This is a genomic window from Dyadobacter sp. NIV53, assembly GCF_019711195.1.
Taxonomy (GTDB): domain Bacteria; phylum Bacteroidota; class Bacteroidia; order Cytophagales; family Spirosomataceae; genus Dyadobacter.
On record NZ_CP081299.1, the window covers coordinates 3004114 to 3028402 of the forward strand.

The window sequence follows — 24289 nt, forward strand, 5'->3', positions numbered from 1 at the left end:
AGTTTGAAAAGTTAATAACAACTAACAATTAAAAAGACACATGGGTGGTTCATATTTGATTATTATCCTTGTCATGGGCATAAGCTTTTATGTTCAGTGGCGATTAAAAAGTAAGTTTGAGGAGTATTCTCAGGTTGGCCTGAGTAACGGAATGAGCGGTAAAGAGATTGCCGAAACCATGCTGAGAGAAAGCGGAATCTATGATGTAAGAGTTCTTTCAGTAGAAGGAAGGCTTACGGATCATTATAATCCTCAGGATAAAACAGTTAACCTAAGTCCTGATGTATATCATGGCAGGAGTGTAGCCGCGGCGGCCATTGCTTCTCACGAATGCGGTCACGCAGTTCAGCATGCTACGGCATACAAATGGCTGCAGTTCCGTTCACAAATGGTTCCTTTTCTGAGCATTTCGTCGCAGTATATGCAATGGATTATCCTGGGTGGAGTCCTTTTGATAAACACTACTGCCATACCCTTGACGATTGGCGTTGCATTATTCGCACTGACTACATTGTTTAGCTTTATTACGCTTCCTGTAGAATACGATGCAAGTAACAGGGCATTGGCATGGATCAAAAGCAACAGAATTGTGAATGAAAGAGAGTATGTAATGTCAGCCGATGCATTAAAATGGGCTGCACGTACTTATCTTGTAGCTGCCATTGGTTCTCTTGCAACGCTTCTTTATTACGTCAGTATTTTGATGGGCCGGAGAAACTAATATTAGATATTTTTAAGTTTAAACAAAAAAGGAGCGAAGAATTTGTCTTTGCTCCTTTTTGTTTACTTTCGTGTTAATAAATTACAGATTCATCTTCATCTAACACACATTATGAATTCTATTTTAGAAGCTCGCCGCTACATAGAAAATGCGAAAATCATTTTGAGTGATAAAGCAAGAAAAGACGAAGGATATTATCAGGATAAAAAGTATATCAAAATGGCCGGGCATACCGCTTATGCAGGTGTCTTAGTTGCTTTGGATGCCTTACTTTCCGATAAAAAGAAAAAAACCAGAAAAAGTGTAGAGTGGTATCAAAAAGAGTTATCAAATCTTGACAAAAAAATCACAAGATCATTTTCTGATGTTTATGAAATACTTCATTTATCAATGAGCTATGACGGTATTCAAAATGCCAAAGTTATTGCCATTGGAATGCAGGAAGCAGAAAAAATTATAAATTGGTCTGAACAGCGATTGGAGAAAGTCCCCTGAATTAATTTTTGCGTTGATTCCAGTAAACAACAACATTGTGTGTTGCCCTTCCGGAAGCAATAACGTCCAGATCCCCGTCTCCATCCAGATCCGCAGCTGTCAAATCTTCGGTAGCAATTTTAATTTTTTCGTCCAAGGTAAATTCCTGCCATTTTTTACCCTCTCCGTCTGAACCGACAAATATTCTGACCCCAGTCTCTCCTGTAACATCAGGATTTCGCCAACCCATTACGATCTGATCGCGTCCCTGTCCGAAAAAATCTGCACAAACCAGTGCATGCCCTTCTTTCATTTTTTCAGTAAGAACAGTACGGCCATCTTTTGAATAAACGACAAGTGAATTCCCATGCATAGGCTCAATAGTGGCAGTAAATAATTGATTGTTGCCAAGACTTCCTGTCCTGATTTCCCCAATGCCATTATTTGCAACCATCCAGTTTCCCGATGGAGCCCAGCCATCGACACCATTGAGAAATACCTGTACACCTTCCTTCCCACCAACAGCCAGACCAAGAAATCTTCCGGAAACTTCCATTGGCTGAAAATTATGCGTCATGTGCATACCGGTTTCGAGTAATTCATATCCCCAAAGCCCCTTGCGATTTTCAGGTATGTCAAAAGCAATAAGCTTAACACCTGCGCCTTCCCCACTGGAATTACCTTCCCCATGTAATGGCAACACAATTAATTGATAGGCCCCTTCTGTTTTTTTCACCCATTGCATCCTGTGGATTGTTACTTCATGATGTAACCTGGTAGGTTCCCAGAGTTGTGTCCGGTCGGAAGGTGCATTCAGGTAAAACACTGCTCCTGATTGTTTTGTACTTTTTGTTTCTGATGGGTTCCATTGCGCTCCCGCCGCCACCTCTACTTTTCCGTCTCCATCAATATCCCTAACAGCAATACATACATTGTCATGTTCTGTCAAATCTTTCGCTATCACATATCTGATCCAGGATTTTCCTTTTTCTCCCGGATTTTTATACCAGACAATTTCCTTTTTATCCGCCAGTACAATATCAGGCTTACCGTCTCCATCCACATCACCCGCAGCGACTCCATATCCAATACTAATTTTGTCATCTATCACCTCCCCTTTAAAAGTTGCAGTCTGGCAAAATGCGTATTGATGGAAGATAATAATTATAAATATTGGTAAATAAGGTTTCATAAATTGCAATTTTCGATTTCGTATAACAGGACAAAAATTTATGCCTATTTTTTCCCAATATACTTCAAAAACTTTTATCAGAGTATTTGAAAACACAGTTTTTTGTGTGGCTTTGATGCGCTTTACCTACTTTTGCAAATCAAAGAAAATCAATTAACTATTCATGAAGACGATTCCACTTCACCAGATACATATAGATTTAGGTGCCAAAATAGTACCGTTTGCAGGTTTTAATATGCCTGTGCGCTATTCCTCAGACCTGGAAGAACACCATACAGTAAGAAATAATGTAGGTGTTTTTGATGTATCGCACATGGGTGAATTTAGTGTAAAAGGCCCGAAAGCACTGGATCTGATACAAAAAGTAACTGCAAATGATGCTTCTGCTTTATATGATGGTAAAGTCCAATACAGCTATCTGCCTAATGCTGAAGGCGGTGTAGTGGACGATCTTTTGGTTTACAGAATTGCCGAAGACGACTATATGCTCGTTGTAAATGCTTCTAATATTGAGAAAGACTGGAACTGGATTCAGAATCACAATACAGAAGGTGTTGAAATGAGTAATTTATCAGATGATCTTTGCCTGCTTGCTGTACAGGGGCCAAATGCAACCGCTACATTACAAAAACTGACAGAAGTTGATCTGGCAGCAATGGAATATTATACTTTTAAAATCGGGCAAATGGCCGGTATAAATGAGGTAATCATTTCTGCCACCGGTTATACCGGTTCAGGAGGTTTTGAAATTTATATTAAAAATGAAGATGCCGGAAAAATGTGGAATGCTATTTTCGAGGCTGGTAAAGAATTCGATATCAAACCGGTAGGATTAGGAGCGCGGGATACATTGCGGTTGGAAAAAGGATTTTGTTTATATGGAAATGATATAGATGATGCTACTTCTCCACTTGAAGCCGGATTGGGCTGGGTTACCAAATTCTCAAAAAGCTTTATCAATTCTGAAAATTTAAAACTGCAGAAAGAAACGGGTCTGCAAAACAAACTGATCGGTTTTGAAATGATTGACCGTGGAATTCCGCGTGGCCATTATGAATTATACGATGCAGATGGGAACAAACTGGGAGATGTCACTTCCGGAACCCAATCTCCTACACTACAAAAAGGTGTCGGGCTTGGGTATGTACCAACAGCTTACAGCAAACCGGAAACGGAAATATTTGTGAAAGTCCGCGACCGTATGCTGAAAGCCAAAGTTGTGAAACTTCCTTTTGTAAAAAACTAAGCTTCTTGCCTGATTCTGCATTCAAATTTAACTACCATTTTAATTACGCATTGCTTCTTTTATGAAACAACTTGATGTTTGTTTGACTCCCGATCTACTTCATTTACACAGACTTGATAATTCCATTGTTGTTGTAGCCGACGTTTTCAGAGCTACTTCCTGCATGGTAACCGGCCTGGCTTACGGAATAAAAAGCATAACTCCGGTTGCAACTATTGAGGAATGTAAACTTTTACAGGATAAAGGCTACATTGCTGCTGCTGAGCGCGATGCAAAAAAAGAAGAAGGTTTCGATTTAGACAATTCACCTTTCAGTTATATGGACGAGCGCCTTATTGGTGCTCAAATAGCAATGACTACCACCAATGGTACGTTATCTATCACAAAAGCAAGGGCATCTGCCGTAAAAGTAATGGTCGGCTCTTTTCTTAATCTGGGTGCGCTGGCAAATCATCTCCGGTCTGAACCTTATGATGTGCTAGTACTTTGTGCAGGCTGGAAAGGAAGGCCAAATCTGGAAGATACGCTATTTGCAGGGGCGTTGGCTGATGCATTAAAAGACCAGTTTATCCTGCGGGAAGACGGAACTTTGATGGCACAGCGTTTGTACGAACAAGCTAAGGGAAATTTACTTGCATCTGTTTCCAACTCTTCCCATGTAAGAAGATTACAACGACTGGGAATTCATAAAGACATAGCTTATTGCCTGCAAAAGGATTTGTATGATGTTGTTCCAATTCTTCGGGGAAGTACTTTGGTAGCAATGCATTAATATATATAAGTTCAAAATATTAAAATTCTACATGTCTAAGTTCATTATCTTCTTTTTCCTTGGATTACTTGCTTACTCCGGCACTACTCTGGGGCAAAAAAGCCCTTCTGTAAAAAAACCGGCATCCAATGCAAAAAAAACAGTAATAGTACCAGCCAAGAAAGCGGTTATCCTCAAAGCAGATACTGCTAAGGCCTCCTCTAAAATTCAGGCTGATACTAAGGCTGTTAATTTAAAGGATTCATCTGTAAATCAATCTGAAATAGATACAATGGCTGTTTCAAAAGATACATTAACAGAAAAACAGGCTGATGAACTTGCGGAAAAAGCCGAAAAAACGGCCGTAAAAGACACCGTTGATATTTACAAAATTAAGATAGAGGATATATCCTACTTGTCGGTATGTCCGGGTACAACCATTAATGTTCCATTTAGCACAGAAGGCCCGTTTGACGATGAAAATACGTTTGTAGTACACCTTATAGATGCTTCAGGTAAATCAGTGCCGATTTCATTACCGGTCAAAAAGAGCCCGATACGTGCCGTTATCCCTTCTTACAAAATCGGTGGTGAAGTGTACCAGTTACAGATTGTAAGTAATATTTCTGTTTTTAAAAGCCAGCTGGTATCCATACGTTTGCTGCAAATTCCCTCTGCCAGGCTGGAAGTAATTGATGGCACACAAGCAGTACGGATTATGCCCGGACAGGAAGTCAATTTGAAAGTAAATCTTTCAGGAACAGCACCCTGGTCTTTCAGGTTATCTGACAGTACGAATGTTATAAATACGTTATCTAACCCACATTTTCTGATTGTAAAACCAACACAGGTAAGAGCTTATAAAATACTTGGTGTTTCAAATGCCTGCGGAAGCGGTACTATTTCAGGAGAAGCTATTGTAAATGTTGATGATAATCCTGAACCTAAACTTGAATTAAAAGAAATTGATAAAATTACCAAGGTATGCAGTGATATTCCATTTCAGGTACCTTTCAGTGCAACGGGAAAATTTAAAGCAGGCAATCGTTTTGTTGTACAGATAGCAGAACGTACCGGAGCTTTTAAAACCATTTCTTCGCCGGATTCATCCGGCTATATTACTACTAAAATTCCGGCCAGTTACAAACCGGGAGAATATCGCTTACGTGTGACGTCTTCGGCACCTTATCTTGTCAGTCAAACCGCCGCAGTAACCATCGTATCTCCCACTGTTACGACCCTATTAAAAGATTCACTTTATCTGAATGAGGATCAAAGCGGCGAATTGACAGTAAAATTTGCGGGCGGCGGACCACCATGGTTCGTATTATTATCTGATGGAACATATGAAAACAACATTCAGGAATCTCCATACAAAGTAAAGGTGAAACCTTACAATGACACAAATTATGAAATTACTTCTGCCGGTGGACTTTGTGGTGTAGGTAAATTCTCAGGAAAAGCCAAAGTTGCGGTTAAAACCCCTCCTGTTGCTATTACGCTGGATAAATTATCACAAAACATGGTTTGTTCCGGTTCGGTTTTGGAAATCCCGTACAAAATTGTAGGGCGATATAATCCAGGCAACAGGTTCGTAGTTCAGATAACGGATAAAAACGGGAAATTTGTGGATCTGCCTACAACCATTACAGCAAGCACAATGAACGTGAAGTTAACATCTGCTTCGCCGGCTGATACCATCAGAACACATAGAATACGCATTATATCTTCTTCCCCTGCGGTTTCCAGCGCTATTGAAGAAATTGACATCATAGCACCTAACAAAGCCGTTGGTGAAGTATCAGGAAAGAATATCATAACAGCCGGCAGATCAACCAGAATTCAGCTAAAATTCAAAAATGGTTTGCCGCCATGGTCTTTTACCCTTTCAGATGGTACTTCAATCACAGGTACTTTCCTTAATCCATATCTGATAACGGTTTCCCCGACTGCAACCACAGAATATAAATTAGCTGCCGTCAAGAGCGGATGCGGAACAGGTTCAGGAAAAGGATCAGCCATTATTACGGTCGAAAATTGATAATATAAGCAGATTTTTGTGACATGAGGCTAATGGAAACATTCAGGAAATCGAATAAAAAGCTTTTTATGAGCTTAAAAACTATTCTTCTCCTACTCATTGGCATTATAAACTCTTCCGCACAGAATGTTCCGCTTGGCAATTGGGAAGCACATTACAGTTATTTATCCGCACAGCATGTCCTGCAGGCAGGTAATAGGATTTTTTGCTCTTCGTATAATGGCCTTCTTAGTATTAATCCTGAAAACCGACAAATAAAAACCTTTTCAAAAGCAGACGGTTTGAGCGAAGCTGGTATTAGCAGTATGGCTTACAATGCTGCTGACAATATCCTGATCCTGGCTTACAAAAGCGGAAATATCGATCTTATTGCGTTAAATGGCGAGTCAGAACCTGAACAAATTACCGCCTGGCCAGTGCTCATTAATTCTGCCGATTTACCAGTTAGCAAGCAAATTAGCCAGATAATTTTCCATAAAAGCCTGGCATATCTGGCAACGAATTTTGGTATTGTAGTATTGGATGCGAAGCTTCAAAACGTAGAAGAAACCTATCGTTATATTGGAAGCAACGGAACCGAAATGGATGTTAAAGATATAGCCTTTGCCTCTGATTCTATTTATGCGCTCACTTCGGAAGGAATTTTAGTAAGTTCCATGCAACCTTCGGTTAACCGACAATATTTCGCAAACTGGAAAACGGTTTCATCACCAGGCACAGTTATCGCTCTTTCATCTCAAACTGATGAACTTTATGCAGGTTTCTCAGGAAAGGGAATATTTAAACGGTCAGATGAATCCTGGTTTTCTATATATTCAAGTAGCAGTCAATATTACTCCTTTTCAAATACCGCAGAAAGTATAGTTGCCACACTAGACAAAAATGTTGTTGTTATTCCAAAAACAGATCAGCCAAAGCTATTTGCAAGCACATTATTTAATAGTCCAAGAGCATCATTTTTTATCGAAACAAAAACGATCTGGACTGCTGATAGCAAGAATGGATTGCTGAGTAATATTGATGGTGATTTTAAATCTTTTAGTCCCGCTGAAGCAGATACAACTATCAACCTAAGGACAGATTCAACCGTAATCGATCAAAACGGACTAGCCTGGACACACTTGCCCAGCTATCTCGGAGGAGGAATTTCTGTCAAAAACATAACAACCAATCAACAGCGAATCTTAACAACTGCTGCCGGAAACGGAGGACTGCCTTCCTCATTAATCAATAGCCTGGCGATAGATCAGGATGGATATATATGGTTCGGAAGTGATAAAGGTGCAGGTTATTTCTTGCCGGATGATATTTTAAGCGGAACAATCACAGATGCAATACTGCCAGTTTATGGACAGCGTAAACTTTTTGCAAACGAAAAATGTACCGCCATTTCAGTGGAACCAGGCAATAGAAAATGGATTGGTACACGCAATGGATTATATTTGTTTAATAATGACGGAACCGAGCTGATTGAGCAGTTTACTGCCTCTGAAAGCCCATTACCTTCAGATCATATTATTGCTTTAAAATTCCACCCTGAAATGGGAATGCTTTTTATTGATACACCAAACGGAATGGTATCGTATAGAAGCAATTCAACAGCTCCGGCAGAGGATTTGTCTTTAGTAACCATTTTTCCAAATCCGGTACGTCCTGGATTTGGCGGTCAGGTAGGAATAAAAGGATTGATGGATAAATCAGTCGTAAAAATAACTCAGTTATCCGGCAGGTTAGTATACGAAACTAAGTCGGAAGGAGGAACAGCATCCTGGGATTTAAATGATTACACAGGAAAGAGAGCCCGGGGAGGAATTTACATGGTACTGGTAATTTCCGGAAATGGAGAAGAAAAACTCGCCGGAAAACTAGCCATTATTGACTAAAATATTATTAGAATACTAATATCAATTTGTGATCATTCACAATCATCAGTTTCATTATTCATCAACATCGGAGCATTTCATGACATCCCACGAAAAACCACCGTACATCATCGGCATTACAGGAGGCAGCGCATCAGGCAAGACCTACTTCATGAAATGCCTGATTGATTCATTTGCAAAACATGAAGTAACGCGTATCTCCCAAGACAACTATTACAGGCCTATTCATGATATTCCAAGAGATGAAAACGGTGTCGAAAACTTTGACTTGCCTGAGACTATCGACCATCATCTTTTTGCAGAACATATAGCCGTATTACGTGCAGGCCGGGAAGTACAGCAGAAAGAGTATACCTTTAATAATCCACTAATAGAGCCGGAAATATTGGTTTTCGAGCCACGCCCGATCATCATAGTCAGAAGGGATTTTTGTACTTTATTTCCCTGATATCGCCAGGCTGATAGATCTTAAAGTGTTTGTGGATGCAAAAGAACACGTGAAAATAAAACGTCGTATCATACGTGATAATAACGAGCGCGGTTATGATCTGGATGATGTACTTTATCGCTGGGAACACCACGTTGCGCCCACCTATGATAAATTCATCCTACCACTCCGTTCGGAAGCAGATATGGTAATTAATAATAATGCACGTTTTGATACCGGGCTAGAAGTTTTGGTTGGCTTTTTAAGAAAAAAACTGGATGAGAGGAAGTAAGTAATCGGAGTTCACTCACATTTTGTAAATTTGTGCCTCCTTATCTTCCAAGCGGTTGGATAATCTTTAATATTAAACTACTTAATATCTCTGTGGGAACTTACACACATTTAAAAAAAGTATTGCCCGGAGCATCATTCAATTGATTCCACTACTGGCAATTGTTTTTCTTCTTCAATCCTGTAACAATGACTCAACGGAACCTATTAATGTATACGATTATTATCCATTAGAAATAGGTAAGTATCAGATTTACAGTGTGAAAGTGGAAGTATATTCAGCAGGGGTATCTGCTCCTGTAACAACGACATATCAGGAAAAGGATGAGATAGAAAGTATGTCAACTGATGCACAGGGAATCTCCACATACATTTTTTCCAGATCAACCAGAAACACTTCAACCGACTATTGGCAAAAGACAAAGAACTATAGTGTTACCGAATATCCGGATAAATTATTAACGAATATTGATAACCAGACTTTTTTTTCTTTAATTTTTCCTATTGATTTAAAAGTTACCTGGAACGGAAATATTTATAATAACCTGGACTCGGAAAATTACCATTATGAGGATATCAATAAACCGATGCAAATAGATACACTGAGATTTGATAATACCCTTACACTCGTAGAACGAAAAGATACCTCAATAATAAACCGCTATACAGGCACAAAAATATATGGACTTGGAGTAGGATTAATATCTGATGATCAGATTGCTTATGAATATTGCCAGGCAGATGATTGCATCGGATCAGAAACAATTGAATCAGGAACTCATAAGACCAGAACCATCATTTCTTATGGCACCAGATAAAATACAAAAAAATGTAGAACTAGTTACATTTTCATTTTCCTGTTTTAGTACAACTTTGATACTTTTCTTCGTGATTATTAGTAAAATTTGTAATTAATAAATTATATATCTAAATTTACCTCGGATACTTGTATATACATCATATAACGACTTAAACATGAAAACATTGAATTCGCACTTTACACCGATAAAAAAAATCTTATAAGAAACCTGTTTTGAATAAACTGGGAAAAGTTAGCAAGCTTACAAAGGGCACCAAAGGTGGTAGTGAACTTGATGCTGGTGGAGCTATGACTTACCAATCATAATTATTTACCTTTACAAGCAATGTGTGATTCTAATAGAGTTGCTAAATTGTTTGATAGTCATCTTCTTTTTTAATATGGTTATATTTTGATTCTTAAAGGCACTATCGATTTCAGATCATATTCCATTGAAATTGCTAGTACTTATTTTGAATCAGAGTGCTCTATTTCATGGGGAAATAGCTTAATCAATGTAAATGGCTGTAAGTGTTCTTTAAAACAGGATCATTTAGATGATTCAATTCAAGTTAAAGAACCCAATAATATTTTAACTATTTTAAAACTCTCTCCTGCATTAATTTGTGAAGAGAGTTTTTTCACATATAGTGATGTTAGTAATTTAATTCCAATTTCAACTTCCGGTTTGAATATCTGGTATTGCGCCGAGTCAAACATTATATGTATTCTTAGAAATGAATTTGGAATAATTCCTTTATTTTATATTCATATCCCCAATTCCTTTTTTGCATTCTCAACAGACCTTCCTACTTTATTAGGAATGAAAAAGGTTCGGAATGTAATTGAAATAGATTCACAAAGAATTATTGATTACTTAACTTTTAGAAGTGATTCTAATATAGATTATGATTCGTCTACTTTTTATCACCAAATTAAATCTTCTCTACCAGGGCATATTCTTTATGTAAAATCGGAAAATGTAAAATCAAAACCGGTTATAAAGTTCAACCCTTATAAGTACGAAAACCTTAAAACTAAGGAGGATTTCGGAGATGCTATACAAAATGCGCTTAAAAAATCGGTATACCTGGCAACTGTAAATGGTTCTGTAGTATCACATCTTAGTGGAGGATTGGACTCTTCGTCACTAAGTGCAATTACAAAGCTGTTATTCCCAAATCGCCAGTTACAAACCCTTTATGCAGAGACTCGCACTAAATTTGCAGATGAAGATTACTATGCCAGATCTGTTGCAGAAAAAATAGATTCTGTTCACTACAGTGTTGAACCTCAAAAAAATGACTTTGAACTACTCAAGTTATACATTTCTATATATGGACATCCAGAATGCATGGTGCTAAGCCCTTCTTTACAAGGCAGTATGCTAAAATTTGCACAAACCTTGGGCAGTAAAACGATGCTTAATGGTCATGACGGTGATTCAATTGTTGGAACGGGATTAGAATATCTATCTGAATTATTCAAGAAAAGAGAATGGAATAAAATAGAATCGATATTATCAAATAAAATTAATGACCCTTCCTATACCTCCGTTAATAAAAATTGGAATTATTTGTCCCCAATTAACAAATACGGCTTTTTAAAGAATGATTTTTTTCTTAGAAAGCTCATTGAAATATTACGATATAAAAAATATAAGAAATTTGCTTCGGTGTATTTTGAAGTATACAATAAATTTGGCATTTCTCCTTTCTTATTATTGAAAAGAGGAATTGTTTCCTTATATAATAATATTGCTGGTAATAAGGTTCCTAATTCATTGTTAAGAAATGGAATTGAGAGAAAAAGCTCGGCTTTCTCAAACAGTCTTTCAGAAGCACTTCGGGGAGAGTTATCTGAACAATTTCAAGACGACTTTAAATCTGTCTTTAATAGGCAATCAATTGTATTTAATGAAGAGTTATTTGCACTGGGGAATTATTATTCAATTCATGTTGCTCTACCTTATTATGATAAGAACTTATTCGAACTTTGCTTAGCAACACCAACTGAGATAAAATTTGATAATGGAATCGGAAGAGGTCATTTGCGACAAGCTATGAAAGATATTTTGCCAGAGGTAGTAAGAACCCGTCAAGACAAAGCTGCATTCGGTTTATATGGAAGAGATGCTGTTTTACGCATGTTACAACAGGGAAGTGATTATATGGAAAACACCATTGAAGTATGGAATTATGTAGATAAAAAGAAGTACAAACATGCCATTAACATAATGCTAAAAAAAGATCAGCCATCATATATATATAGTCGTTGTCAATTTTTGATAATGCGTACAATTTCACTTTCTTTATGGCTGGATTGGTTTAATGAGCGTAAATCTTCTTAGATTTTATTATTTCCTGCAAATTTGGGTTACAATGCAACTGAACTATATTTTTAGGCATAGTTATTCTGGTAATGAATAAACCCTTATAATTGCATCATACCTTGATTTAAATTGTTAACAATCACTAATTCTTTACCTTTAATTTACAATCAATTTCAAATTGTAAATAAATATATTGCATATTGTAGATACATCCCGTAATTTTCACTGTATGATAGTTATTCTGCAATAATATAATAATTCAAAATTTAATTCTATTCTCAACTTTATCTATTTTTCATTATTAAACTTTAAGAATTATGCTTAAGAAATATCTAATCCTTGTTTTCGTTAGTCTTGCAATTTTTTCCATTGGTTGTGACGGGCCGAAAGGAGATGTTGGACCTGTAGGGCCAAAAGGTGATACTGGTGAGACAGGAGCTACCGGCCCAGCAGGAGCCGACGCGGAAAATCCTGATCAAACTGCATTCTTTTATACGAATGGCACGAAAGTAACAGATTCTTTGGGTAATCTTGAAATCAAATATGCTAATTTTTTCCAAGGTTCAACGGCCGAAGGTATTAAGTCTGCCAGATGGCGGAGCATTTCTAATATATATTAAAACCGGTGGGTCTTGGTATGCTATACCTGGTTTAGTATCATTTCCTGATTCAAGTTTTACTCAATATAGTTTTCACTATTCAATTGTGAATAATTTAGATTTAAAGTTTAACATTGTTAAGGTTTCTTCGTCCGAAGGGTCATCTAATATCAAAACCTTTGATGATGTTAGAATTGTAATGATTCCTGGACGTGTTCGATTAAGTGCTGGTACCAATTGGAATAAGTATGAAGAAACAATTCAGGCTCTTGGGTTATCTGAGAAAGATGTAAAAATCTTTAAATAGAAAATAGACCTCAGAAATTTATGTTACTTGCTTTTACTTATTATTGGTATCTAAGGTAGGAACTTATATGATTTGCGTCACAGAAAAACCTTACTATGTTTCATAGTAGGGTTTTCTGTGACGCATCTCAATCTATAATGACACTTATAGATTAATTTACTACTATGACCTTGCCCGTAACTTCGTATAGTTTATTACTTTTATCGTTAAGATGTATCTTATAAATATATACACCAGATTTAACTTGAGGTATCCAATACCATGTACGACCAAACAATTGACTTGGCTCAATGCTTCTATTTTCTAGTAACAAGCCATTAGGATCATATATTGCCCACTGAACCGAAGTAAATGAACTAAGTTCTACATCCTTAATCTCAAATTTTACGTAATCTGACGATGGATTGGGACTACAAACGACCTGAACTGCTTTATTTACAACATCATTTGCAACTATAAATCTAATACTGTAGGAATTTGATTCAGAATTACCTGACATATCATGGGTACTAACCAGCATTTCGTAAATACCCCCTTGAATATCTTCAGGATGATAAACCACTTCGATAGAGTGGTCTGATATTGCTCTAATTTTTATTAAATCATTGTTATTTAAGATAAGGCGCTTGTAATCGCAGCTTTCATCACCACAAGGTTTAATATAGATACTAATGAGAGATGTATCAAGTTGTATAAGACGATCGTCCTGTAAAGTAAAAGTAATAATTGGATTGGGAAAAATGATTTCTTCATTGGCAATAAAACGCCCGTTAAACATCACATTTAGCAAAGGCGGAACAATATCCTTAACATTTTGCGCAGGGTAAATTATTTCTGCCGATGCAATATCCCAGTCTATAATTAATTCCGAAACATTATTATTTGTATTTAATTCAGTGAGCTTTGCATCCGGATCAATTTTTACATTTATTCGTTGTAAATTTTGTCCAATACCATCATATTTTACAAATATGGTATCTTCATATGCAATGGCATTGACAAGTTCATTAACTACTTGACTGGTTCCATTCTTATAATAATATTTAATTTCTACCGGAATTTCCTGTTGTTTGATATATCTTCCCCAATTAGAAATTTTAATTGCGATTTTTAATGTTTTTGAATTTCCTATTGAGGTGTTTGCTGATTCAGAATATAACGAAATACTCTGATCTGGATCTAAAGAATAATCAGGATAAGGAACGCGGATAAGGTGTAGTGCCGGATCTCCTTGCAATAAAGATTGATGTACGTTAGCAATATCATAAGAATTATTGTTTCCCATCAAAATATTTTTAGCAATTCTTTGCTGTATTTTACCGATTGGTAATTTTTCAGCAGTTGAATCAGCAAATAATACCGAGTAAAGTTCATCTAAGTAATGCACAGTTGGGGCTAAATAACTATCAAATGAGTTTGCAATAACAGCGATAGCACCCTTTTGTTTTGAAAGCATCCAGTCTAACGAAAGTGGCATCTTGTCAGATGCATTAATATTAGAATTTAATCTGGCATTAAAAATATTACCAACACCACATCCGTTAAAATACATGAGTGGGTATTTTGATGGATTCTCATATCCACGATTAACCGCTGAAACATATCCAAAGTCGAAATCCGTCAAGGTTTGTGCACCATGCCCTATATACGAAATCATCCCTACACCTTCATTTACCTCTGGCGCTATATTAACAGACTCAACTTCAATAAGACTTTGTTTCACAAAGGCCTTAACTGTTCCACCAACTGTCCCTTTTGTAATTAAAGGACTTAGTGTAGAAAGAGAATTTTTGAAAGTATTTATTTCATCAACGGTTTTGCCTCCATTTAGATGCAAAACTCTCTTTTCCATTCAAAACTTCCACTAACGTTTCCTTCATATTCCTTAACTTTTTCTAAATAATTATCTGCCTGTACTTCTGTTACGGCACTTATTCTTCCAACCGGCATTGCAGGTACATTAACCGGAAAACCGGCCAATCCATCAACCAGTAATAAATCAGAGCCTGGATAACCAACAGATGGAACATCTTCTGATAATTCTGGTAGCATTCTTTCAACGAAAGTGATAGATTTTCCAAATAACAGTAAGTATTTATCTTTATTACTATCAGACATTGTATAGTCTATAAAGCGCCGTATTGCAACTGGACTTACCTCACCATAATTGAATTGATCATAAATATCCTTGATCTTTATAACGATAGGGGAATAACTTCCACCTTCGGCTGAAGATCGGTAGTCGGCATATCTGTTCGCAGCATCTTTTAGTGTCTCATTAGTAATAATTACATAATTAAAGTCAGCTGGATTTATTTTGTAAAATGTTGTCTTTAATATTTGTGAACTTTCAACAATATTGATTTTTTTAGAAGAAAAAATTATAGTTTGTTTACCAGTTTGTCTAGGCATTGTAAAATCTGATAATGAGCCGTCTAATATTGTAGGATTATTGGCGTCTGTTATATCATATGATTTATATGTATTCTGATAATCAGATATCTGAATTCTACTTGATGATCCATTAATTGGAGGCAAATTAAATATTTTAGATTCTAAACTATTTAAAATCAACGCTTGTGGATAGGTTACTAAGTAAAAACCTACGGAAAATCTTTCTTCCGGTAATGTACTTGTTGATTTTAAAGCAAACGTAAGTGCGCCGTTTGCACCTATATCCGTAGACTCTATTTTAAATTCAAAAATCTGAGCTATAAAATCAACTATATTGACTGATCCTGCTTTTCTTAAATTTAATGAATCTTTTCCCACGTAAACTTCAATAGCACGAGAATTATTACTTCTTCCATGCAATAACAGCTTAATACTTGGCTGAGTAGTTTGATTTTTTTGAAGACTATCAAGTTTTATTGTAAACGGTATTATTTTGTTTCCAAGTAAACGGACACCAGTTCTGCTAGCTCCGTGTTCAAAAAAACTATTAATGAATTCAGGCTTTATGTATATGGCAGTACTGTGAGAGTATTCCTGAGTATTAGATTGCAAGTACTTTTGTATATGTACTTTAGTTGGTTCCAAATTAGAATTCTTATCTGTTAATACTCTTACCGCTCGTTTACCAGCTAAATTACCAATAGTTAAAAAATAAGCAGTTCTATTAGAGTAAATACTGGAATAAGGATTGAGTCTAGAACTCATTGGTCTATATAATAGCGAATCTGTGGCTCCATCGTTTGGAACTGCATAAAACAGGATTTCATTATTATCTGTACTTAGAATGGAAACTTCTTTTCCAAGATGGAACAACTGAATTTTTTCAGGTTGATTAACCGGAAAATCATAAGGTAAAGAGGAAAATGAAATCTTCTGAAGGCCACTTGTTGTTATTCCAATTTTAACATAAGGTTTGGAAAAATCAATCCAGCTATTAGAGTATGGATATCCCCACTGAGCAATTAATGTTGTTGGAAATAGAGAAAGCAGTAAAAAAAAACTAGCAAATAAGTGCTTTACCATATTAATATAAAATAGAATCCATGACTATTACTATTATATAGCAAATAATCATGGATATAAATTAAAACTATTGTTTAACTACCTTTTTGTAATATACCTTACCATCAGTAGAAGTAATGTTTAAGATATATTCCCCAGCAGGATAATGAGTTAGATCTAGTATATCCGCCTTACTTTCGGGAATTAAAATCCTACCTTGGATACTGCTTAAATTCCAAGATTTTAGTTCCAGGGACTTATCCAATTGTATTTTAAATTGAGAAACACTTGGATTTGGAGCTACAACAACTAGATTGATATTTGGATTATTTACAGCAACGATTCTAGAATATGTCTTCTTCCCTTCGGTTGCATTTCCGTTATTATTCTCTTGATTATCCACTTGAAGCAATCTATAATAACTTATTCCTGAAAGTGGTTTTGAATCATAATAAACATAATTACTTTTCAAATCAGTATCTCCTTTTGCGTCTACATATCCAATTTCTTGAAAGTTTTTGGCATCATTACTACGCTCAATCACAAAATGATTATTACTTCTCTCCCAAGCCGTTGACCATTCTACCTTCACTTCATTGGTATTTATTAACTGAGCCTCGAAAGAGATCAAATCAACAGGTAGTGGATTAGATTGCTGCAGAAGAACTATGGCAGGATCTCCAAGCAGTAAAGTCTGATGAACATTAGCTTGTGCAAAATTGTAATTAAATGTAACGACATCCGGACTAATTGCTGCGGTTCTCCCATTTGCACCAGGTATTGCATTAATTGTTAATGCTGCAACATCTTTCATGATGCTACCCATTGGTTTTCTGTTAATGTCTGAAACAAACAATTTAGAATACCACTTTTGCATATATGGAGTTAAAACCGACTCATATCCTTCCCAAGAATTTCCAACTATAGTTACTGCTCCCTTAGATGGAGTTAACAACCAATCAACAGTAAAAGGACGTTTGTTAGATCTATTGCTTAACGTGTAATCAACAAGTTCATTCAACCCCCGAAAGACATTATTCACATCACATCCATATATGAACATTCCAACATATTTCTTTGATGCCATATAATTCCTTCCTGGATCTATAGAATATCCATAGAAGTAATCTGTCACTCTTGGATTTCCATGTCCATAATAAGTAAGAATACCAGCTCCGTTATTAACTTTAGTAGCAATTTCACTATTCGCCCAGGTTTGGCAGTCTTGAAACCCATAGTTTGGATCTCCAACTGGTGGAGTAGCTGGACACGGTACTGCAATATCTTTAACATATGGAGCAACCGTCCCTCCATATGTGCCTGGCAGTACGTAATTAGTAGCAGCCGAAGCCAATGCATTTCTGAAAGAGGTTATTTCGGTGGTTGTTTTTCCTCCACTAACATGAACAACATTCTTACGCCAATCAGTACCAACTGTGCTTGAAAAATCTTCATATTCTTTTACTTTTTGAAGATAGTCAGCTACTTTTTGTGGCCCCCCCAGCACCAACTCCAACTGGTAGGCGACCGACTGGTATGGAAGGTATATCAGGATGCGAACCTGCACCAAGTCCAGAAACTAAAGAAGGTCCGAACCTGGATAGCCGACACTTGGAACCTCATCTTTTAAGTCTCTATTATTCTTAGCCAATTCATAATAGGTTGTAGAATTTCCAATTAAAAAAAGAAATTTATTTACATTTCCATCGGATATTGAATAATCTATAAAGCGGCGAATAGCAACCGCACTTGGTTCTCCAAAATTAAATTGGTTATAGATATCCTTCATTTTTAGCACAATTGGTCTATAATATGAAGCATCAACTGGATTGATGGATGTTGCTCTGTAATCTGCATATAACTGTGATTGTGCTTCCAGAGCATCAACCGTAAGAATAATGTAGTTATAATCGGTATTTGCAGGATCCAGAGATAATGGGGAGAAAGACGTAATTTGAGTAGCTGTAACAATTGTTACGATTGTTGTTGCAAATAAGTCAAACTTTTCTGTTGTAACTCTTGGAATAACAAAATTTTGCTGGTGTAACGGTAACTACTTCCTTTGGATTATCAATATTGGTTATATTGTATAATTTTACCGTTCCAATTGCCGGGAAATTGGTTAAATTAATACGTGATGATTCTAAACTTGAAGCTGGTAAGGTAAATAAAAAGGATTTTTTTCCTTGCATGCTAATGCTTTGAGGATAAACAATAGAAATGTAAGAAACTGAAAAAGATCATTGTCACCACCAGTAAGGGATTGAAAACTCAACACTCCTTTCCAGTTGCATCAATGTCAAGGGAAGTATCAAGATCAAATTCATATTCAGCAGCATTAAACGGACCAACCGACAGTGTTGTAATTAATCTAAGTGCGGTATTGGTTTTACCCATTTTTACAGTTATATTTTTAGCTTGATTACTTCTACTATGAATCAGAAATTTAAGTTTTGGTTTTATTGACGAAACAGCACTGTTATATCCGGTCAACTGAATTGTTTTTTCTGATACTGTACTACCGAAAACCCGTGCAACATCCGTTAGAGTTTTACTATATTCATAAAAACTATTCATATAGTTCGGATATATGAAATAAGAGTTACTGTAAGAAAACTCTGTCTTAAAAAGGGTTGTATCATGTCTCATGTGAAATGATTCAGGAACTATTGGAGGATTTGCTATGGCATCTGAATTTATGGAAACAGATCTTAGCCCTTTTGAATTTCCTACAACTAGAAAATAAACCCCATCATCAGAGAATAAACTAACATATGTATTCATTCTGGATGTTATACCTGGCAAATTAGCATGCGGACGATACAACAACTCGTCATATTTGCCATCATTAGTTTCACCATAAAATACAATTTTTGTCGCATCAGCCTGAAGTAATGCAACTTGTTTTCCTCGATGCCATAGTTGTAAGTATTCCGGATCAAAGGATTTAACAAAATCAGCTGGCAAATCTGCAATATTAACCTGATGAATTCCCTTTACTTTGACTGGAATTCGAGCATACTTTTGTCCTTGAACCAACCACTCATTTCCATATTCTCCACTCCAAGGTGTCTGCGCTTGTAAATTGCCTATTATCAATCCACAACTACTTATTATCAATAAAACTAAGCGAGTAAAATTCTTTTTTAACATAAAAGTGAATATATATAATGTGTAGTTACAAGTTTTTCAAGGCTTTAAATTTACCATAAATTTTGTACCGGAACAAATTAAATTATATGTACGTAGTAGGTAGAAATATGTCATTAAATTTTTGATTTTATTTTTTCAAAAGTGGAATTGTCTATATTAATTCAAACATTACTTCTTAATTAATACTTTCTTCATTTCCCCTATGCATTGAGTTGAATGTCTTGTAGCAGCTCCCCCTCCCAAACACAAATTGCACGAATATACTGATCCATACCTCATCTCCTTATTTGTACCAATCAAAATCCAGAAGTCACTAGTCAAGTAATGTTAATTCTTCTGCTAACCGCAGACTTTGATTCTAAACTCCCCAACCTGTGGCATTTCATGGGTTCTGTACTGGTTTCAATACTTACTTTGACTTAATTCACCCGTATCTTGAATTTTGAACCTAAAGCCATATACGAAAGCTGCTCCGTTAGGGACTTATATGACGGGCCGTAAGATTTTGCTAACAAGCTGGCTGAAAAGCTTCAAGCTCCCGTAATGATTTTCAATTCGGACTTGCCTGCTATGCGTATTCGTTAAAAATTGAGTTATTAAAGTATCAAAATAGGATTACATCATAAAGATTGATAGCAAAAGTCTTCGGGTAACAAACTAGATTTTAAAGTGTTTTCCTCTTTGAAAGAACCCGATTTCCCGTCACCCCATTATTGTAACAAAAAAGGTTTTTATTGGTTATTAGAAAGAACTTTAAGCGATAATATTATAATTATATTAATTTGGAAACAAATAGCATAAACACCATTGTTGTTGACTTATATTTGGATTTTTCCGGGTTGACAGATTGGTTTAAAATAAACTTTCATTCCAAATGCGTATTAAAAAGTCTTCAAAAGTCATAACCTCTGATATCGTTTTGATTGGTGCGGGTATCATGAGTGCAACTCTTGGTGTATTGCTTAAAAAATTAAATCCTTCATTCACAATTTCCATTTTTGAGCGTCTCGACCGTGTTACTGCGGAGAGCTCTGATGCCTGGAATAACGCCGGTACGGGTCATTCTGCATTCTGCGAATTAAATTATACTCCTGAAAATGAGGATGGCTCTATTGAAATTTCAAAAGCAATTAAGATTGCCGAGTCATTTGAAGTTTCAAAAGAATTCTGGTCTTATCTTGTTGAAAATGAAGTTATTGAGTCTCCTGATTCTTTCATACGACATATCCCGCATATGAGTTTTGTCTGGGGAAATGAAAATGTCAAATATCTGAAAAACCGTTTTGATGCACTTACCAGGCATCATTTATTCTATGGAATGGAGTATTCGGATAAAAATGCAGAAATCACCAATTGGATTCCTCTGGTGATGGATGGCAGAGACCCCAAAGAAAAAGTAGCGGCTACCAGAATGGAACTGGGAACTGATGTAAATTTCGGCGCTTTGACCAGATCAATGTTTGATTATCTTGAAAAACAAGATGGTGTAACACTGAACTTGAATCATGAAGTTGAGGATTTTGAACGTGGTAAAAATGGTTCCTGGACAATAGAAGTAAAGAACAGAGACTCAAAAGAAACAAGTTTTGTGCGCTCTCAATTTGTTTTCATAGGAGCAGGTGGCGGTTCTTTACCTCTGCTTGAAAAATCCGGCATTCCGGAAGCAAAAGGTTTTGGCGGCTTTCCTGTTAGCGGGCAATGGCTGGTTTGTACCAAACCGGAAATTATTGAAAAGCACCAGGCAAAAGTGTATGGAAAGGCTGCTGTAGGTTCACCACCTATGTCTGTCCCACATTTGGATACCAGGGTAATTGATGGTAAAAAAGCTTTGTTATTTGGTCCTTATGCGGGTTTTTCTACCAAGTTCCTGAAAAACGGATCATATCTTGATCTTCCACTTTCTATTAAATTTAACAATATTAAGCCAATGCTGGCTGCCGGTATTCACAATATACCTTTGACCAAATATCTTATTGATCAGGTCAGACAATCTCCGGAAGACAGAATTGCGGCATTAAACGACTACGTTCCCGGAGCAAGAATAGAAGACTGGGAACTGGAAAAAGCCGGGCAGCGTGTTCAGGTTATTAAAAAAGATAAGGACGAAGGCGGTGTATTGGAATTCGGAACAGAAATGGTAACTGCCGCTGATGGCTCACTTGCTGCTTTATTGGGAGCATCTCCGGGAGCATCGACATCGGTCTCTATCATGATAGATCTGATTCACCGTTGTTTTAAAGATCAGGCACAATCTCAGGACTGGCAAAACAAGTTCAAAACACTGATTCCGTCATTCGGAAAATCATTGGCAAAAGATGCGGACCTGGCTGCTAAAACCCGTGAAAAAACAACCGAAGTATTACGTCTTAAAGGTTCTTACCTCAAAGAAGATATTGCAGTATAGCTTTTATCAGCTAAGTAGTGTACTAAAAAGGTTTCGGAACATAGCGCTCCGAAACCTTTTTTGGTGAATCGAATTCCGGTATTATTGAAAAGTCTCTTCTCCTTTTGGAAGCCGAATATAAAAAGTTGTCCCTTTATTGATTTCGCTCTCAAACCATATTTTGCCTCCATGTGCTTCTACTATTTGTTTGGAGAACGGAAGCCCGATTCCAAAAGGCTGCTCCCCAGCAGTTCCAGGCCTTTTAGAGTCACCAAACATGTCAAAAACATTTTCATTAAATGAAGCAGGAATTCCAATTCCGTTATCTTCAATAAATAATTCAATCGTTTCTCCTTCCTGCTTCATTCCTACACGGATTTCTGCATTTAATGGGCTGAACTTGATGGCATTGATAATTAAATTACTCATAACCCTGCCTAATTTTTCACGATCTCCTTTAATTCTCACGTCGCTTCCAATGACAAGTTTAATGAGCTGCCCTTTTTCTTCGGCTTTAAACCTGAGCTGATCTACACATTTAAAGATCAATTCTGACATATCCATCCATTCCAGTTTCATCGCGAATGAACTGTTGGCCGTATTGGCCGTAAGCAGATCATTTATCATTTCAATAGATTGCCAGCTTGATTCCTTGATTAGCTCTACCAGTTTCGCATGCTCTTCCGAAAACTGAATTTCATCCAGTAGAATAGTTGATATATTGGCAATAGCCCCAACCGGATTTCGCAGGTCATGTGCCACCACCTTTAAAATACGGTCTTTATCTTTACTGCTTTGCATGAGATCAGCCAGAGTTTGTTCCAGCTGCACGTTCTGAAAAGTTATTTGTTTATTTAATCTCGTCAACGCGGATATACTCCTTCTGGATGCCTTTCGTTTTTTCCATAAAAGAAACAAAATAACCAAAGTCATTAACGAAAAAAGGACAACAACGAAAAGCATTATTTTTTTTAAATCATTATCCTTACTAAGCCTGATATAGCTGTTCTGCTCCTCAATAAGTTGAAATTCTTTTTCAAAATCTGCCATAACCAGTTTTTTGTTGACAGCATCCTGAGAATCTTTTAGCTTTAAATACTCCTGTAAATAAATATACGCCGAATCTTCCTGACGAAGTTTGTCAAAATAATTCCAGTTTAATTTACTTAGCCCGATTTCTGCCACCGGATTTTTAATCGAATCCAATGAAAATTTTAATTTCTGAGCTACTTCCATAGCCTGCGGAAGCTGGTTTGAATTAAAATACAATTCCCCCAATTTTAATAATGTAATTTGGGCATCCTGATTATCAAATCCTTTTTTACTATTGATGGCAATGCTTTTCAAAAGACTCCTTTTAGCATTTTTCAGGTCTCCCGACCTGAAAAAAAGATCCGCCCGGTTACCATAGAGCACACCACGGGCTGATTCTATATAAACTTTCTTGTCCGGATATTTACTTTCATTTTCTTTAATAAAGGCCAGTGCACGGTTGTTGTATATTACTGCACTGTCCGCAATCCCCTGCTTAAAGTAACTTAATGACAAATTACTCAGTACCTCCTGGCTCATAGCAAAATTTTGAAAATCATCAGAACAGTACAAAAGATCCTCGAAACACTGCCTGAAATGCATAGTAGACTTTTGATACTTGCCTTGCTTATAACTTACCATTCCTAAACGATAACTATAACCGCTTGTGGTACAGCGATCCATGATTGTCCGTGCAATAATTTTTCCCTGATAATAATATTTATAAGCTTCCTGGTATTCACGGAGTTCAAAAAGAATGTCTCCTTTATTAAACATTGACGTTACATACTGCTTAGCATACTTTTCTTTCAATCTATCCGTAGAAAGTAACAGCAAAATACTGTCCAGATGATTAATCGTGAGTTCCATATTGTGCCTGCGGTAATTGACGTCAGACTTGAATTTATATCTGTCTATTAAATCGCCTATTCCGGGTTTGACAATCGTATAAAATGCTGAATCAAAAAACATGACCGCTTTTCCGGAATCCTCGTTCTGAAGCATTCGGTCAGCCTGATCTGATATTTTCTTTATGTATTGGGGATGATCCTCCCGATTGGAAGTAGATATATTACAAGAAGAAAAAGTAAACAGAAGAAAAAAGATTCTACCACAGTTGGATTTGCAAAAACAAAAAAAACTTTGACTTCCAAATTTTGTCATATTTATTCCCTGTGCCTTCTAAATAATATAATGTCTGG

General features: G+C 36.5%; 15 protein-coding genes and 4 pseudogenes. 13 read left to right on the forward strand and 6 right to left on the reverse strand.

What is annotated here, in order from left to right; genetic code table 11:
- Window positions 1-40: 40 nt before the first annotated feature.
- Together KZC02_RS12075 and KZC02_RS12080 are read left to right on the forward strand one after the other, a co-directional pair.
- Window positions 41-721, forward strand: a complete 681-nt coding sequence (locus KZC02_RS12075; RefSeq protein WP_221394324.1) for a zinc metallopeptidase — start codon at window positions 41-43, stop codon at window positions 719-721.
- 111 nt (window positions 722-832) lie between these two features.
- Window positions 833-1216 carry a DUF5618 family protein gene (locus KZC02_RS12080; RefSeq protein WP_221394325.1) on the forward strand — a complete coding sequence of 128 codons (384 nt, stop codon included), beginning with the start codon at window positions 833-835 and terminating at the stop codon, window positions 1214-1216.
- A 1-nt stretch (window position 1217) separates the two neighbouring features.
- Here the strand turns inward: KZC02_RS12080 and KZC02_RS12085 are convergent, their stop codons facing one another.
- Entirely contained in the window at window positions 1218-2387 is a 1170-nt protein-coding gene (locus tag KZC02_RS12085) for a VCBS repeat-containing protein (protein ID WP_221394326.1), read from the reverse strand.
- 163 nt (window positions 2388-2550) lie between these two features.
- On the opposite strand from KZC02_RS12085, the gene gcvT reads away from it, so the two are divergent.
- The 10 genes and pseudogenes from gcvT (at window position 2551) to KZC02_RS12135 (ending at window position 13063) form a co-directional block, all read left to right on the forward strand.
- On the forward strand, window positions 2551-3633 hold the full coding sequence (gcvT, locus tag KZC02_RS12090) for a glycine cleavage system aminomethyltransferase GcvT (protein ID WP_221394327.1): 1083 nt from the start codon (window positions 2551-2553) through the stop codon (window positions 3631-3633).
- A 61-nt stretch (window positions 3634-3694) separates the two neighbouring features.
- On the forward strand, window positions 3695-4405 hold the full coding sequence (locus KZC02_RS12095; protein WP_221394328.1) for a 2-phosphosulfolactate phosphatase: 711 nt from the start codon (window positions 3695-3697) through the stop codon (window positions 4403-4405).
- A 31-nt stretch (window positions 4406-4436) separates the two neighbouring features.
- Window positions 4437-6425 carry a hypothetical protein gene (locus KZC02_RS12100; RefSeq protein ID WP_221394329.1) on the forward strand — a complete coding sequence of 663 codons (1989 nt, stop codon included), beginning with the start codon at window positions 4437-4439 and terminating at the stop codon, window positions 6423-6425.
- A 68-nt stretch (window positions 6426-6493) separates the two neighbouring features.
- Entirely contained in the window at window positions 6494-8308 is a 1815-nt protein-coding gene (locus KZC02_RS12105) for a two-component regulator propeller domain-containing protein (RefSeq protein ID WP_221394330.1), read from the forward strand.
- 79 nt (window positions 8309-8387) lie between these two features.
- A pseudogene (locus KZC02_RS12110) lies at window positions 8388-9027 on the forward strand (uridine kinase).
- Window positions 9028-9169: 142 nt separating this feature from the next.
- On the forward strand, window positions 9170-9844 hold the full coding sequence (locus tag KZC02_RS12115; RefSeq protein WP_229254223.1) for a hypothetical protein: 675 nt from the start codon (window positions 9170-9172) through the stop codon (window positions 9842-9844).
- Window positions 9845-10044: 200 nt separating this feature from the next.
- Window positions 10045-10152 (forward strand): annotated as a pseudogene (locus KZC02_RS33320) (lasso RiPP family leader peptide-containing protein); the annotation flags it as partial.
- 85 nt (window positions 10153-10237) lie between these two features.
- On the forward strand, window positions 10238-12175 hold the full coding sequence (locus KZC02_RS12125; protein ID WP_221394332.1) for an asparagine synthase-related protein: 1938 nt from the start codon (window positions 10238-10240) through the stop codon (window positions 12173-12175).
- Window positions 12176-12474: 299 nt separating this feature from the next.
- Entirely contained in the window at window positions 12475-12777 is a 303-nt protein-coding gene (locus KZC02_RS12130) for a collagen-like protein (protein WP_221394333.1), read from the forward strand.
- An 85-nt stretch (window positions 12778-12862) separates the two neighbouring features.
- Complete coding sequence (locus tag KZC02_RS12135) at window positions 12863-13063, forward strand: hypothetical protein (RefSeq protein WP_221394334.1); 201 nt, start codon at window positions 12863-12865, stop codon at window positions 13061-13063.
- Window positions 13064-13214: 151 nt separating this feature from the next.
- Here the strand turns inward: KZC02_RS12135 and KZC02_RS33325 are convergent.
- The 4 genes and pseudogenes from KZC02_RS33325 to KZC02_RS12160 form a co-directional block, all read right to left on the reverse strand.
- Window positions 13215-16540, reverse strand: a pseudogene (locus KZC02_RS33325) (C25 family cysteine peptidase).
- A 67-nt stretch (window positions 16541-16607) separates the two neighbouring features.
- Window positions 16608-17111 (reverse strand): T9SS type A sorting domain-containing protein, encoded by a 504-nt coding sequence (locus KZC02_RS31755; protein ID WP_229254377.1) that lies wholly within the window; start codon window positions 17109-17111, stop codon window positions 16608-16610.
- Window positions 17112-17192: 81 nt separating this feature from the next.
- Window positions 17193-18545, reverse strand: a pseudogene (locus KZC02_RS31760) (C25 family cysteine peptidase); the annotation flags it as partial.
- A 245-nt stretch (window positions 18546-18790) separates the two neighbouring features.
- Window positions 18791-19672, reverse strand: a complete 882-nt coding sequence (locus KZC02_RS12160; protein ID WP_221394338.1) for a hypothetical protein — start codon at window positions 19670-19672, stop codon at window positions 18791-18793.
- Window positions 19673-20546: 874 nt separating this feature from the next.
- On the opposite strand from KZC02_RS12160, the gene KZC02_RS12165 reads away from it, so the two are divergent.
- Window positions 20547-22076 carry a malate:quinone oxidoreductase gene (locus KZC02_RS12165; protein ID WP_221394339.1) on the forward strand — a complete coding sequence of 510 codons (1530 nt, stop codon included), beginning with the start codon at window positions 20547-20549 and terminating at the stop codon, window positions 22074-22076.
- Window positions 22077-22157: 81 nt separating this feature from the next.
- Here the strand turns inward: KZC02_RS12165 and KZC02_RS12170 are convergent, their stop codons facing one another.
- A complete protein-coding gene (locus KZC02_RS12170) occupies window positions 22158-24092 on the reverse strand; it encodes a tetratricopeptide repeat-containing sensor histidine kinase (RefSeq protein ID WP_221394340.1) in 1935 nt (644 codons plus the stop codon).
- Between the last annotated feature and the right edge of the window lie 197 nt (window positions 24093-24289).